Raw genomic sequence first — 13,325 nt, 5'->3', positions numbered from 1 at the left:
GTTGTCGTGCCTTGTGGCGTCCGGGATGGGAAGCCGACCTTAGGCAGCGTCGGTGACATGCCGGTGACGTGCGCCGGCCGAGGCGTCTTCAGCCCGAGCCGGACGTGAGCCGCGGGCAAGGCGCTCAGTGGCGTGGGAGCGTGGCCAGCGCCGCCAGTGCCTCGCCGTCCGTCCGGTACTGCACGAACATCGGCCCTGGTGTCAGCAGCCCTGCACGGTCCAGCACCTGCTGCGCGGGCAGCTTCAGTCCCGACAGGTGCAGCATCACGCCCTGGCCTTCCAGCAGCCGACGGATGTTGCCGAAGACCTCGGCGCCGGTCAGGTCCACGCGGTTGATCGGCTGCGCGAACAGGCACACGCGGCGCAGACCTGGCTGCCGGGCGAGCGCCTCGGTGATGTGGCGTTCCAGCGTGCTGGCCGAGGCGAAGTCCAGCTCCGCATCCATGCGCAAGGCATAGAGGTCCGGCGCCAGCGGCGGCAACTGCCAGAGGTGGCGGTCGCGCAGGCTGCCGTCGGGATGCAGTCCCACCTCGATGATGCGCGGATGCAGGTGGCGGTACATGTAGTGCGACAGCGCCGCCAGCAGTCCGCCCAGCACGCCCCAGTAGATGGACGGCGCCGTCGCGATGGTCAGAACGAAAGTGCCGAAGGCGATGCCGGCCTCGATGCGCGAGATGCGCCACAGCTGCACGAAGGAACGCGGCTTGAGCAGCCCGATGGTGGCCGTCGCCACGATGGCCGCCAGCACGGCCTGCGGCACGTGATAGAGCAGCGGCATGGCCCACAGCAGCGCCACCGCCACCACCGCCACGTTGAACAGCGTGGCCCATTGCGTCTGCGCGCCGGCGTACAGCGTGATGGCCGAGCGCGAGAAGGACGAGCTGGTCGGAAAGCTGCCGGTGAAACCGGAGGCCACCTTGGCCAGGCCCTGGCCGATCAGATCCTGGTTCTCGTTCCAGAGCTTGCCCGCGCGGGCGTTGTCCACCTTGGCGCTGGAGGCCGTCTCCAGAAAGCTCACCAGCGTGATCAGAAAGGCCGGCAGCAGCAGCGTGCCCAGTTCGTGCCAGCCCAGCGCCTGTGGCAGGTAGAAGTCGGGCAGGCCGCCCGGCAGTTGGCCGACCACGGCGCCACCGCCCAGCGCATAGCCCAGCAGCGCACTGATCAGGGCGGTGCCGGCCACCAGCAGCATGGTGGTCGGCATGCGCGGCGACAGGCGCTTGCCGAAGAACAGCAGCGCCATGCTGCCCAGCCCGAAGCCGATGGCGATGAAGTCCGGTGGCGGCCCCTGCACCACCTGCAGCGGCGTGCGGCCGGTGTAGCCCAGCAGAGCCGGCAGTTGCGACAGCGTGATCAGCACCGCCGCACCCTGGGTGAAGCCCATCAGCACCGGGGAATTGACGAGCCGCAGCAGCCAGCCGAAGCGCGCTGCGCCCAGCAGGATCTGCATCGCGCCCGACAGCAGGGTGAGCCACACCGCCAGCGACACCCATTCGGCGCTGCCCGGCACGGCCATGGGCGCCAGGGTCGCGCCCACGAGCAGGCTGGTCAGCGCGGTGGGCCCCACCGACAGCCGTGCCGACGAGCTGAACAGCACCGCGATCAGCGCCGGCAGCAGGGCCGCATAGATGCCCGTGACCAGCGGCATGCCGGCCAGCGCCGCATAGGCCACGCCCTGGGGGATCACCATCAGGGCCACCGTGATGCCCGCCAGCGCCTCGCTGACCAGCAGACCGCGCGTGGGGCGGGGCCAGTTCAGGAAGGGCAGCCACTGCCTCAGGACGCGGGCCCGGACCGTGGGTTGGGAAGCTGACGAGAGGGAGTCGGGGAGGTCGGGATCGGCAGGTGCAGTCATGAAGCGGGCGCCGTGCTCAGGCGACGGTGGCGCGCGATTGTCCGCCCACTGGCCTGCAGATCGGCGTCATTCGGGTGCCGGCCGCGCCACCTGCGCCGCGCGGCTGCTCAGGGCGCCGTGCAGCTGTCGTCGAGTCCGGCCACGCCGGCCAGCTTGCGCCAGCTGGAGCGCTGTTCCAGGCAGCTCTTCTGCCGGGCCTGCGCCGCTTGGGCCTGTGCCTGCTGGGCGGCCTGTGCGCGCTGCGCCTGCAACTGCGCCACGCGCTCCTTGATGCGGGGCATGGCGGCCAGGGCCGCCTTCTCGCCTTCGAGGATGGCATTGGCCCGCTGGGTGAAGTCGGCGGCGCCAATGTCCAGCACCGCCGGCCGGATGGTCACGTCCGCCCGGGCCAGCTCGGCGTGGCCCAGCTTCTGGCCCATGATGGCGATGGACTGGCCCACGGTGCCCAGCAGGTCGCCCGGCGCACGGCCGCGGGCCTTGCTGGAGATGTCGACCGCGATCACGACATCCGCGCCCAACTGTCGCGCCGCGTCCACGGGCACCGGGCTGACCACGCCGCCGTCGACATAGTGGTACTTGCCGATGGCCAACGGCTGGAACACGCCCGGCACGCTGCTGGACGCGCGCACCGCCTGCCCGGTGTTGCCGCGCGCGAACACGGTGCGCTCGCCGTCCTCCAGCCGCGTGGCCACGGCCACGAAGGGCTTGGCCAACTGCTCCAGGGGCTTGTTGTGAACCTGGGCGTTGACGTAGTCCTCCAGCTTCTGGCCCAGCACCAGGCCGCCGGACGAGAACTGCAGGTCGCGGATGCTGGCCTCGTCGAGCGCGACGGCCTTCTGCTGCAGCTCGAAGGCGTTCATGCCGCTGGCATACAGGGCGCCGACCACGCTGCCTGCGCTGGTGCCGGCCACCACGGCGGGTGCGAGGCCGTTGGCCTCCAGCATCTTGATCACGCCGATGTGCGCGAAGCCCTTGGCCGCGCCGCCGCCGAGGGCGATGCCGATGCGGATCGGGACGGGAGCGCCGCTGCCGGCGGGTGCGGGAGAGGCTGTGGCGCTGGGCGCGGCGCTTGCCGCGGCTGCGGGTGTGCGGGGCGCGCTGTCGCAGCCGGCGAGTACCGCGAGGCCGAGGGCGGCGATGGGCCACCACGCGCGGATGCCGGCGCGGCGGGGAAGGGAAGGGGGAAGTCCTGCTGTCATCGGAAGGGACGGAGTGTGACAGCGGCGAAAAGTGCCCGGCCCGCGCGCGCGTGGCCGGATCGCTGGGCATTCCTTCCTGTGCCCTACCGAATAGCGGGGGAGGGACTCACCGTCAGCCCGCGATGTGCCGCGCCACGGCCTCGCCCAGCTCCGTCGTGCTGGCCTGCCCGCCCAGATCCGGCGTGCGCGGTCCTTCGCGCAGCACCGCCTCGATGGCCGCCAGGATGGCGTCGTGGGCCTGCCGGCAGGAGCCTTCGCCCCGACCCAGGAAGTCCAGCATCATCGCGCCCGACCAGATCATGGCGATCGGGTTGGCGATGTTCTTGCCGTAGATGTCCGGCGCCGAGCCGTGCACCGGCTCGAACAGCGAGGGGAAGGTGCGGTCCGGGTTCAGGTTGCCCGAGGGCGCCAGGCCGATGGTGCCGGTGGTCGCCGGGCCCAGGTCGGACAGGATGTCGCCGAACAGGTTGGTGGCCGCCACTACGTCGAAGCGGCCCGGCTGCAGCACGAAGCGCGCGGACAGGATGTCGATGTGCTGCTTGTCCAGCGCCACGTCCGGGTAGGCCGTCTTGACCTCGTCGGCCTGCTTGTCCCACCAGGGCATGCTGATGGCGATGCCGTTGCTCTTTGTGGCCAGCGTGACGTGCTTGCGCGGCCGCGACTGCGCCAGCTCGAAGGCGAACTTCAGCAGCCGCTGCGCGCCGACGCGCGAGTACACCGACTCCTGGATCACCATCTCGCGCTCCGTGCCCTCGTACATCACGCCGCCCAGCGAGGTGTACTCGCCCTCTGTGTTCTCGCGCACCACGAAGTAGTCGATGTCGCCCGGCTTGCGGCCGGCCAGCGGACAGGGCACGCCCTCGAACAGGCGCACCGGGCGCAGGTTGACGTACTGGTCGAACTCGCGGCGGAACTTCAGCAGCGAGCCCCACAGCGACACATGGTCCGGCACGGTGGCCGGCCAGCCCACGGCGCCGAAGAACAGGGCGTCCATGCCCTGGAGCTGAGCCTTCCAGTCGTCCGGCATCATCTTTCCGTGGGCCGCGTAGTAGTCGCAGCTGGCCCATTCGAAGTGGCTGTACTCGATGGCGATGCCGAAGCGCTTGGCGGCGGCGTCCAGGGCGCGCAGGCCTTCGGGCATGACTTCCTTGCCGATGCCATCGCCGGGCAGGATGGCGATGCGGAAGGGGCGGGTTGGGGTGGCTGCGGACATGTGGGTCTCCGGGGACGAAAAGCAAAGAAACGGCGCAATGCGAAATACCGTTCGGGCTGTCGAAGCCTGGGCACGAGCCCTTCGACAAGCTCAGGGCGAACGGGTCAATTGACGGGCATCGAAGGAAGAGTGCGCATTCTCGTTGAACACGCTATCCATACAATCCCGCTTCCGTGAAGACATTGGCCACGAATCGTGAGCAATATTCCCGCCAACGACGACCTGCGCGTCTTTCTCATCGTGGCCCGTCAGTCCAGCTTTGCGGCGGCGGCCGAGCAACTGGGCGTCTCGACGGCCTACGTCAGCAAACGCATCCGCGTGCTGGAAGAGACGCTGGGCGTGCGCTTGCTGCATCGCACGACGCGGCGGGTGAGCGTGACCGACCAGGGCGAGCGCGTCTTCCACTGGGCGCAGCGCGTGCTCGACGACGTGGAGCAGCTGATGCAGGAGGTGGCCGTCACCCGCGGCGAGCCGCGGGGCCTGCTGCGCATCAGCAGCAGCTTCGGCTTCGGACGACGGGTGGTGGCGCCGATGCTGTCGGCGATGGCGTGCCGCCATCCGGGCCTGCAGGTGCGGCTGGAAGTGCTGGACCGGCTGGTGGACGTCGCCGCCGATGGCTATGACGTGGACGTGCGCGTGGGCGACGAGATCGCGCCGCACCTCATCGCCCGGCGGCTGGCGTCCAACCACCGCGTGCTGTGCGCCGCGCCCGCCTACCTGGCCCGGCGTGAAGCGCCGCGCACCTTGCAGGACCTGGCCAGCCACGACTGCCTGGTGATCAAGGAGCGCGACCATCCTTTCGGCGTCTGGCGGCTGCGTGCCGGTGCCCAGGAGGAGGCGGTGAAGGTCACCGGCCCGCTGTCGTCCAACCACGGCGAGGTCGCGGTGCAGTGGGCGGTGGACGGCCACGGCGTGGTGCTGCGCTCGCTGTGGGATGTGGCACCGCTGCTGGCCGACGGTCAACTGGTGCAGCTGCTGCCCGAATGGCGGCAGGAGGCCAACATCTGGGCCGTCTACCCCGAGCGCCTGGCCAGCTCGGCCAAGGTGCGGGTCTGCGTCGAGTACCTGATCGAGGCTTTCGCTGAGGTCAGCGCCGCCGATGCTGGAAGGCCGTCGGCGACTTCCCGGTCGCCTGCTTGAACATGGCGCAGAAGGCGCTGTCTGTGGCATAGCCGCAGGCGTCGGCCACCTGGCTCACGGCCATGCCGCGGGCCAGCAGCGGCAGTGCATGGGCCAGCACCGCCTGCTGGCGCCAGGCCTGCCAGCTCATGCCCAGCTGGTCGCGGAACAGGCGCGCGACGGTGCGCTCGCTGGCGCCGATGCCGCGGGCGCGCTCGGCCAGCGTGGCGCGGTCGTCGGGCGCGCGCAGCACCGCCTCGCACAGCTGGCGCAGGCGCTTGTCCTGCGGAAGCGGCACGTCGATGCGGATCTGCTGGGCGCGCTCCAGCTCGTCCACCAGCAACGGGGCGATCCAGCGCTCGCGTTGCGGCGACGCGGGGTCGGCGGGCGGCAGGCCGTCGGGCGTGGTGTCCAGCGCCAGCATCAGGGCGCGCAGCAGCGGGCTGATCTCCAGCACCTCGCAGCGCGCCCAGTCCGGGCCCAGCCAGCGGTGCAGGTAGACGGTACGCAGCTCGGCATCTTCAACCAGCGTGATGCTGTGCGGCACGTCCGCCGGCACCCAGAGCGCACGCGAGGGCGGGATGATGTAGCTGCCATCCCGCGTCGAGAGGCGGATCACGCCGCGGGTGGAGAAGGTGAGCTGTGGCCAGGGATGGGTGTGGGGCTCGACCTGGGTGTCTGCCGAAAGGAAATGTTCCTTGGCCCGCAGCGGCCGCACCGCATCGGGCGCGTAGAGGTGCGGCGTGAGCGGGCCCACGCTGTGCGCGGGGGCGGCTGCCGATGGCGCCGGGGCCGCGTGCGGTGCTGCGGGTGCCGGCCGCGGCAGCAAAGGGGCCCGCGCGGCGGGCGCTTCGGCAGGCGGTGCAAGGTCTGGCATGTTCTCGACAGAGGTTGGCAGGGTATCGGCATTCTGCCGTTTTCCGCCGCCTACCATGGCGGGGCGCTGCGGGGTCCGGGTCGGGCAACGCAGCCGCTTCCTCCAACGACAAGAAATCCGTCTGTTGCGTCCCCCGGGACGCACGGCCCGCTGCCATGACCACTGCTTCCTCGTCGCCCTCCGGCGGCTCAACGTCCCTGCGCTCCGACGCCACCCTCATTGGCCTGGTGGGCCTGGCGCATGCCATCAGCCATTTCAGCCAGTTGATCCTGCCGCCGCTCTTCCCCTGGCTGAAGGACGCCTTCGGCGTCAGCTACACCGAGCTGGGTGCGGTGCTGACCGTGTTCTTCGTCACTTCCTGCGCGGTACAGGCGGGCTCTGGCTTCATCGTCGACAAGCTGGGGCCGCGGCCGGTGCTCTTCGTGGGGCTCGGCTGCTTGGGGCTGGCGGCCTTCGGGTACGCCATGGCGCCCAATTACTGGGGCCTGGTCGGGAGCGCCGTTGTGGCGGGCGTGGGCAATGGCGTCTTCCACCCCGTCGACTACACCCTGTTCAACCGCAAGGTGGCGCCCACCCGCCTGGGCCATGCCTACAGCGTGCACGGCATCACCGGCAGCCTGGGCTGGGCGCTGGCGCCGGCCTTCGTGGTGCCGCTGGCCATCGCCTTCTCCTGGCGCGTGGCGCTGGCCAGCGCCGGTGCCCTGGCCCTGACGGTGCTGGTGGTGCTGTGGTTCGGCCGCGCCGCGCTGGCGCTGGACGTCAAGACGGTGCAGAAGGCCACGGGCCAGGGCCCGGGTACCGAGGGCGCGTTCGCCTTCCTGCGCATCCCGGCGGTCTGGATGTGCTTCGGCTTCTTCTTTTTCTACGCCATGGTCATCAGCGTGGTGCAGACCTTCGCGCCGCAGGCCGCCGGCCGGCTGCACGAGGTGCCGGTGGCGCTGGTGGCCATCTGCGTGACGGTCTACATGGTGGCCAGTTCGGTGGGCATGGTGCTGGGCGGCTTCCTGGCCTCGGACCCGACGCGCTGCGAGCGCATCGTGGGGGCAGGCTTCGGCATCGCCGCGGTGCTGGCTCTGGTGCTGGGCCTGGCGAGCTTTCCGCCCGCGGTGGTGCCGGTGCTGTTCGGCGCCATGGGCTTCGCCTCGGGCATTGCCGGCCCCTCGCGCGACCTGATCGTCAAGCGCTCCACGCCGGCCAATGCCAGCGGGCGTGTCTATGGCGTGGTGTATGCCGGCCTGGACATCGGCCAGGCCGTGGCGCCGCTGATCTTCGGGCGCCTGATGGACGCCGGCCAGTACACGAGCGTGATCCTGGGTCTGGCGCTGGTTCAGGCGGTGCTGATCGCCAGTGCCTTCAATGTGCGCCGGGCGCGGCGCGAGCTGCTGACGCCGGCTTCGGCCTGAGCGAAGCGCGCCGGCCAGCCGCAGCGGTGCCTTCCAAGGGGCGCGCAGCGAGTCCGGCCCGGCGATCAGCGGCTGCCTCATCCACGCAGCATCGCCCGCGTGTTGCGCAAGGTGCCGCAGGTGGGGTTGGAACAGATCGTGGTGTCTTGGCTTGGCATGCGGGAACTATTCCCACCATACTGGCCGGATGCGCGGCCGATCTGTCCTGCTTCTGCTGCTTGGGCCTGTGGCGATGGCCGCGATGCTTGCGGTGCCGTCCGCGTGGGCACAGGCGCGCGGCGATGCGGCTGCCGCGGCGGGCTCGATGGTCGCTGCCGAACGGCTCGCGCAGGCCATGGTGCGGCTGGCTGCCCTGCGCACCGACGACCATCTGCTCGACCTCGGCACGGCGGAGGGCCGCGTGGTCGTGGCGGCGGCACAGGCCGGGGCGCGTGCCACCGGCGTCGAGACCGAGCCCGAGCTGCTGAACCGCGCCCGCCAGCGCGCCGCCCAGGCGGGCGTGGCGGACCGGGTCGCGTTCCGGGAGGACGACCTCCTGCGCACGCCCCTCAGCGGCGCCAGCGTCATCGTGATGCACCTTCCGCCCGAGTCGCAGCAGCAGTTGCGTCCCGCCCTGCTGCGCCTGACGCCGGGCACGCGGGTCATCTCCGACACCGACGGGCTGCCCGGCTGGCCGGCCGAGCAGGCGCAGACCGTGGAGCTGCCCGACCGCAGTCCTGGCCGGCTGCGGACGCAGCGCATCTATCTCTGGCGCGTACCGGCACCGGTCGATGGCGAATGGTGCGCGCCGGGCGGCATCCAGCTGAGCTTTCGTCAGTCGATGCTGGACTACCAGGCCACGTTGTCCCGCAGTGCCGGCACTCAGTTGCAGTGGCGCGGCCGCATCGAAGGTGCCAGCCTGCCGCCACCGGTCGGTGGTGCGCTTCGGCCCTGGCTGATCTGGATCGAGGGCGAGCTGCAGGTGCGGCGCGGCATCCCGGAGCTGCCGGACGGCATCCGCCTCGTTCGCCGGCCCGCCGCCGGTTGCCCGTCCTGACCCGGTCCAGGCCGGCTTGACCCGGCTCGGAAACACATGAGAAGCATGTCGGGAGCCTGCGCGCAGCACCAGCCCGGACAATGCGGCCCATGAGTTCCCGCTACTGGTTGATGAAGTCGGAGCCCGACGAATGCTCCATCGATGACGCCCTGGCCGCGCCTTCGCAGACCGTGCCCTGGACGGGCGTGCGCAACTACCAGGCGCGCAACTTCATGCGCGATGCGATGCAGGTGGGCGATGGCGTGCTCTTCTACCACTCCAGCTGTCCGCAGCCGGGTGTGGCCGGCATCGCCCGCGTGGCCTCGGGCGTGCGGCCCGACCCGACGCAGTTCGATGCGGCCTCGCCGTATTACGACGGGGCCTCCAAGCCCGAGGCGCCGCGCTGGCTGCTGCTGGACGTACAGGCCCTGCGCAAGACGCGGCTGCTGGGCCTGCCCGAGCTGCGCGCCGAGCCGGCACTTGCCGACATGCTGCTGCTGCGAAAGGGAAACCGGCTGTCGATCACGCCAGTGACGCCGCCCGAGTGGGCCGCCGTGCTGGCCCTGGCGGACCGCTGAATCGACGGCAGGTCCGGCCCTTCGTCGAGGCCGGTCCTCGATGCGGCGTCCTCACGCGGCGAGCAAGGCGTCCAGCCGGGACAGGCCGGCGATGGTCTTCACACAGGCCTCGGCGGCCTCGGTGCCCTTGACCGCGAAATGGCGATGGAAGTACTTGCGGTGCTCGATGTGCTCATGGAAGTGGTGCGGCGTGAGCACGGCCGAGATCATCGGCACCTCGGTCTCCAGCTGCACCTGCATCAGCGACTCGACCACCGTGCTGGCGACGAACTCGTGGCGGTAGATGCCGCCGTCGACCACCAACGCGCAGCACACCACGGCCGCATAGCGGCCGCTGCGGGCGAGCCGCTTGGCATGCAACGGGATCTCGAAGGCGCCGGGCACGTCGAAGATGTCGATCTGCGAGGCGGGCACGCCCAGGCGTTCCATCTCGGCGAGGAAGGCGTCGCGCGCCTGGTGGACGATGTCCGCATGCCACTGGGCCTCGACCAGCGCGATGCGCCGGTCGCCCAGGGCGGGCAGGATCTGGAGGGGAAGGTCGTTGAGCTGACTCATGGTGTTGCCTTTGAACAAAGGGTGGGCCTGAATCAGGGCATCGAGAACACGCACGAAAAGCCGCGCCCGACCCGCAAGCCGCGCGCGGCATGACGCCGCACGCGACCAGGAGCCTGGCCGCATCTCGCGCTCTCTTTCATCCGGACTGTGACCGTCGGCTTCGGAATCGCACCGAAATCTGCTGACCCCGCCACCACGGCCCGTCAAGGCTGCAGCGGCGGGCGCTCGCGGGCTCGTGCGGAAGTCGCCTTCCACCATGACCGCCGGTAGGGAATTTCACCCTGCCCTGAGAACGCTTGGCGGCCACCCGGAGGCGGCCGCGGGCGGATTCTAGGAGCGGGTCAAAGCCCTTGCTGTCGCCTTCATTCCGCCTGCGCCTCCAGCGTGCGCACCGGCTGGCGATTGCGCTCGCTGCGGATCACCTGCAGGCCCGAGCCCACCAGCAGCGCGATGCCGGCCCAGCCCCAGGCATTGGGCACGTCGCCCCAGACGGCATAGCCCAGTCCCACGGCGAAGAGCAGGGCCGAATAGCGAAAGGGCGCGGTGAGCGACACCTCGCCCTGGCGCATGCACTGGATCAGCAGGAAGTAGGCGGTGGCCAGGAAGGCGGAGGACAGCGCCAGCAGCCCGAGTTGCCCGGCCGTGGCCGGCTGCCAGCCCTCGGCCACCGACATCGCGCCCGCCAGCAGCGTAACGGCCAATGCGGTGGAAAGCGTGACCACGATGGAGGGAATGGCCGGATCCAACCCCCGCGTGAGCAGGTCGCGCGTGGCATGGAACAGCGTGGCGGCCAGGCACAGCAGCGCCCAGGCATTGAAGCCGTCGCCGCGCGGCTGCACCACCAGCAGCACGCCGAGGAAGCCGATCCCCACGGCCCACCAGCGCGCCGCGCCGGGCCGCTCGCGAAGGAAGAGGGCGGCGAACACCGTCATGAAGAGCGGTGCCGCGAGGTTGATGGCGGTGGCATTGCCCAGTGGCAATCGAAACAGCGACAGCAGGTACATCACGGTCGCGCAGGCATCCACGCTGGCGCGCAGCAGCACGCGCGGATGGCGCAGCGCGCCCAGGCGTCGGTGCTCGCCCAGCACCACCGCCACGGCCAGCACCAGCAAGCTGGCCATCAGCCCGCGCAGGAAGATGAGCTGCCCGGCCGGCAGCCCTTGGCTCACGAACTTGCTGAGAGCGTCGTTGACGACGAAACAGGCCATGGCGCCAAGCATGCAGCCGATGGCGCGTCGGCCGCGGCGGGCCGGATCGGAGGAGAGGAGGGGAGGCACGGAGGTCGAGGGTAACGCGGTCACCGCACCGGACCACGAGAGCCGCAGTGCGCTGGCGCGCCGAGCTCGTCCAGCCTTGCCCGCGCGTAAGCTGCGACCCCCGTTCTGCCGGGGCCTCGAATCCGTTCGCCCTGAGCCCCGTCGAAGGGCAGACGGCGCGCAACCTCACACCACGCTGCGATGCCGCTCGATGCAGGTGCGCAGCGTCTCTTCCCCGTCGCGCTGCCACCAGTCCTGCGTGGAGAAGATCTCCACCTCGCAGTGCCCCGCATAGCCTGCCGCCTCGACCCAGCCGCGCAGTTGGCGCAGCTCGATGACCCCGTCGCCCATCATCCCGCGGTCGTTGAGCAGGTCGCGCGTGGGCGTGAGCCAGTCGCACACGTGGTAGGCCAGCAGGCGCTCGCGGCCGGCGCGGGCGGTCTGGGCTTCGAGCTTCGGGTCCCACCAGCAGTGGTAGGCATCGAGGGCGACACCCAGCATGCCCGTGCGGTCCGGGTCGAGCGCGTCGCACAGGTCCAGCGCCTGCTCCAGCGTGTTGACGCAGGCCCGTTCCGCGGCCTGCATGGGATGCAGCGGCTCGATGGCCAGCGGCATGCCGACGCTGCGGGCGTACTCCAGCGAGGCCGCGATGCCATCGCGCACCTCGCTGCGGGCGCGGGCAATGTTCTTGTGGATCGGCTTGCCTTCCAGGGCACCGGGCAACGCGCCGACCACCAGCACCAGGCAGGGCGCATCCAGCGCCTTGGCCTCGTCGATGGCGCGGCGGTTGTCGTCCAGTGCGGCGCGCAGGCCGGCCGCGTCGGCGGCAGGATAGAAGCCGCCGCGGCAGTAGCCGGACAGCTGCATGTCCAGCGCGCGCAATTGGCGCGCCACCGCGTCCAGACCGGCAGCGGCCACCTGGTCGCGCCAGGGGCTGATGGCGCGGATGCCGTGCTCGGCGCACTGGTCGATGATGCGCGCCAGCGGCACTTCGGCGCCGCGCTGGCGGCGGATCGTGGCGGTGTTGATCGACAGCCAGCGGCTGTCCTGCGACAGGTCGCGCATCAGCCCTCCACCCCGTGCGTGGCCAGCAGCGCCTTCATGCGCCGCACCGCCAGGTCCGGGTCGGCCAGCAGGTGCGCGGCGTCGGCCAGGCGGAACAGCTCGGCCAGGTGCGGCAGCGAGCGCGTGCTCTGCTGCCCGCCCACCATGGTGAAGTGCGACTGATGTCCATTGAGCCAGGCCATGAAGACCACGCCCGTCTTGTAGAAGCGCGTGGGCGCCCGGAAGATGTGGCGCGACAGCGGCACCGTCGGCGTCAGGATCTCGTGGAAGCGCGCCGTGTCGCCCTGCGCCAGCGCCGCCAGCGCCGCGCTCGCTGCCGGAGCGATGGCGTCGAAGATGCCCAGCAGCGCATCGCTCTTGCCGTGCGTCGGTTCCGTGCCGGCGCCGTCACCGGCGATCAGCTCGGCATAGTTGAAGTCGTCGCCGGTGTACATGCGCACGCCCGGCGGCAGCTGGCGGCGCATGGCGATCTCCTTGTCCTTGTCGAGCAGCGAGATCTTGATGCCGTCCACCTTGTGCGGATGCGCGGCGATGATGCCCAGGGCCGTGTCCATGGCGGCGTCCACGTCGGTGGTGCCCCAGTAGCCGGCCAGCGCCGGGTCGAACATGTCGCCCAGCCAGTGCAGCACCACGGGCTGCCTTGCCTGACTGAGCACTCGGTCGTACACGCGCTCGTAGTCGGCCGGGCTCTGCGCCACGCGGGCCAGGGCGCGGCTGGCCATCACGATCAGCTTGCCGCCCAGGGCCTCGATGGCGGCCATCTGCGTCTCGTAGCCGCGGATCACGTCGTCCACGCTGCGCACCTCGGCGAGGTCCAGGTGATCGGTGCCGCAGCCCGAGGCGAGGAAGGCGCCCGGCACGTCGCGCGCGGCGTCGATGGAGCGGCGGATGAGTTCCAGCGAAGTGGGCCAGTCCAGGCCCATGCCGCGCTGGGCCGTGTCCATGGCTTCCGCCACGCCCAGCCCCAGCGACCACAGGTGGCGGCGGTAGGCCAGCGTGGCGTCCCAGTCCACGGCGCATTGCAGCCAGGGGTCGATGGCCGCCAGCGGGTCGGCCACCACGTGGGCGGCCGAGTAGGCGATGCGGTCGAAGGGCGCGCCGGGCTGCGGCTGCACCGGCGTGGCGCCGCTGAGCGTGTAGGGGGCCAGGTGGCCGGCGGCGTCGGGCAGGCGAAGGGTCAGGGCCATGGCGTG

Annotated in this window: 12 protein-coding genes and 1 riboswitch; of the genes, 4 read left to right on the top strand and 8 right to left on the bottom strand. The window is 70.8% G+C overall.

Going from position 1 to position 13,325, the window contains the following annotated elements; genetic code table 11:
* Positions 1–124: 124 nt before the first annotated feature.
* From QZ772_RS24400 to QZ772_RS24390, 3 genes are all read right to left on the bottom strand, one after another.
* The gene (locus QZ772_RS24400) at positions 125–1,852 is read right to left on the bottom strand and encodes a SulP family inorganic anion transporter (protein ID WP_295532300.1); all 1,728 of its coding nucleotides are present in this window, start codon (positions 1,850–1,852) and stop codon (positions 125–127) included.
* 107 nt (positions 1,853–1,959) lie between these two features.
* Entirely contained in the window at positions 1,960–3,051 is a 1,092-nt protein-coding gene (locus QZ772_RS24395; protein WP_295532297.1) for a patatin-like phospholipase family protein, read from the bottom strand.
* 112 nt (positions 3,052–3,163) lie between these two features.
* Positions 3,164–4,264: a tartrate dehydrogenase gene (locus QZ772_RS24390; RefSeq protein WP_295532296.1), complete on the bottom strand. Its 1,101-nt coding sequence runs from the start codon at positions 4,262–4,264 to the stop codon at positions 3,164–3,166.
* Between the two features lie 195 nt (positions 4,265–4,459).
* Here QZ772_RS24390 and QZ772_RS24385 point away from each other — a divergent pair, with 195 nt between their 5' ends.
* The gene (locus tag QZ772_RS24385; protein ID WP_295532294.1) at positions 4,460–5,404 is read left to right on the top strand and encodes a LysR substrate-binding domain-containing protein; all 945 of its coding nucleotides are present in this window, start codon (positions 4,460–4,462) and stop codon (positions 5,402–5,404) included.
* On the opposite strand, the gene QZ772_RS24380 is transcribed toward QZ772_RS24385, so the two are convergent.
* On the bottom strand, positions 5,352–6,260 hold the full coding sequence (locus tag QZ772_RS24380) for a helix-turn-helix transcriptional regulator (RefSeq protein WP_295532292.1): 909 nt from the start codon (positions 6,258–6,260) through the stop codon (positions 5,352–5,354). The genes QZ772_RS24385 and QZ772_RS24380 overlap by 53 nt on opposite strands.
* A 155-nt stretch (positions 6,261–6,415) precedes the next feature.
* Here QZ772_RS24380 and QZ772_RS24375 point away from each other — a divergent pair, with 155 nt between their 5' ends.
* The 3 genes from QZ772_RS24375 to QZ772_RS24365 all read left to right on the top strand — a co-directional run bounded on the left by QZ772_RS24375 (position 6,416) and on the right by QZ772_RS24365 (position 9,256).
* Entirely contained in the window at positions 6,416–7,663 is a 1,248-nt protein-coding gene (locus QZ772_RS24375; RefSeq protein ID WP_295532290.1) for an MFS transporter, read from the top strand.
* A gap of 232 nt (positions 7,664–7,895) precedes the next feature.
* Complete coding sequence (locus QZ772_RS24370) at positions 7,896–8,699, top strand: cyclopropane-fatty-acyl-phospholipid synthase family protein (RefSeq protein WP_295532288.1); 804 nt, start codon at positions 7,896–7,898, stop codon at positions 8,697–8,699.
* 80 nt (positions 8,700–8,779) lie between these two features.
* On the top strand, positions 8,780–9,256 hold the full coding sequence (locus QZ772_RS24365) for an EVE domain-containing protein (protein WP_295532286.1): 477 nt from the start codon (positions 8,780–8,782) through the stop codon (positions 9,254–9,256).
* 51 nt (positions 9,257–9,307) lie between these two features.
* Here the strand turns inward: QZ772_RS24365 and QZ772_RS24360 are convergent, their stop codons facing one another.
* The 4 genes from QZ772_RS24360 to QZ772_RS24345 form a co-directional block, all read right to left on the bottom strand.
* Complete coding sequence (locus QZ772_RS24360) at positions 9,308–9,811, bottom strand: 6,7-dimethyl-8-ribityllumazine synthase (RefSeq protein ID WP_043112514.1); 504 nt, start codon at positions 9,809–9,811, stop codon at positions 9,308–9,310.
* A 124-nt stretch (positions 9,812–9,935) separates the two neighbouring features.
* Positions 9,936–10,109, bottom strand: a riboswitch (FMN riboswitch).
* A gap of 64 nt (positions 10,110–10,173) precedes the next feature.
* Positions 10,174–11,088, bottom strand: a complete 915-nt coding sequence (locus QZ772_RS24355) for a DMT family transporter (protein ID WP_295532284.1) — start codon at positions 11,086–11,088, stop codon at positions 10,174–10,176.
* 165 nt (positions 11,089–11,253) lie between these two features.
* Positions 11,254–12,132, bottom strand: a complete 879-nt coding sequence (locus QZ772_RS24350; RefSeq protein ID WP_295532282.1) for a sugar phosphate isomerase/epimerase — start codon at positions 12,130–12,132, stop codon at positions 11,254–11,256.
* Entirely contained in the window at positions 12,132–13,319 is a 1,188-nt protein-coding gene (locus QZ772_RS24345; protein WP_295532280.1) for a dihydrodipicolinate synthase family protein, read from the bottom strand. The genes QZ772_RS24350 and QZ772_RS24345 overlap by 1 nt, the downstream gene beginning before the upstream one ends.
* Positions 13,320–13,325: the final 6 nt, after the last annotated feature.

This window comes from uncultured Pseudacidovorax sp. (genome assembly GCF_913773995.1).
Lineage (GTDB): Bacteria > Pseudomonadota > Gammaproteobacteria > Burkholderiales > Burkholderiaceae_C > Xenophilus.
Note: the sequence above shows the minus strand (reverse complement) of the source record. Positions and strands in the feature narration are given on the sequence as shown.

Excerpts from the sequence above, each read along its gene's own strand:
- QZ772_RS24400 (WP_295532300.1), bottom strand. The coding sequence starts at position 1,852 with ATGACTGCACCTGCCGATCCCGACCTCCCCGACTCCCTCTCGTCAGCT.
- QZ772_RS24395 (WP_295532297.1), bottom strand. The coding sequence starts at position 3,051 with ATGACAGCAGGACTTCCCCCTTCCCTTCCCCGCCGCGCCGGCATCCGC.
- QZ772_RS24390 (WP_295532296.1), bottom strand. The coding sequence starts at position 4,264 with ATGTCCGCAGCCACCCCAACCCGCCCCTTCCGCATCGCCATCCTGCCC.
- QZ772_RS24380 (WP_295532292.1), bottom strand. The coding sequence starts at position 6,260 with ATGCCAGACCTTGCACCGCCTGCCGAAGCGCCCGCCGCGCGGGCCCCT.
- QZ772_RS24375 (WP_295532290.1), top strand. The coding sequence starts at position 6,416 with ATGACCACTGCTTCCTCGTCGCCCTCCGGCGGCTCAACGTCCCTGCGC.
- QZ772_RS24370 (WP_295532288.1), top strand. The coding sequence starts at position 7,896 with ATGGCCGCGATGCTTGCGGTGCCGTCCGCGTGGGCACAGGCGCGCGGC.
- QZ772_RS24365 (WP_295532286.1), top strand. The coding sequence starts at position 8,780 with ATGCGGCCCATGAGTTCCCGCTACTGGTTGATGAAGTCGGAGCCCGAC.
- QZ772_RS24360 (WP_043112514.1), bottom strand. The coding sequence starts at position 9,811 with ATGAGTCAGCTCAACGACCTTCCCCTCCAGATCCTGCCCGCCCTGGGC.
- QZ772_RS24350 (WP_295532282.1), bottom strand. The coding sequence starts at position 12,132 with ATGCGCGACCTGTCGCAGGACAGCCGCTGGCTGTCGATCAACACCGCC.
- QZ772_RS24345 (WP_295532280.1), bottom strand. The coding sequence starts at position 13,319 with ATGGCCCTGACCCTTCGCCTGCCCGACGCCGCCGGCCACCTGGCCCCC.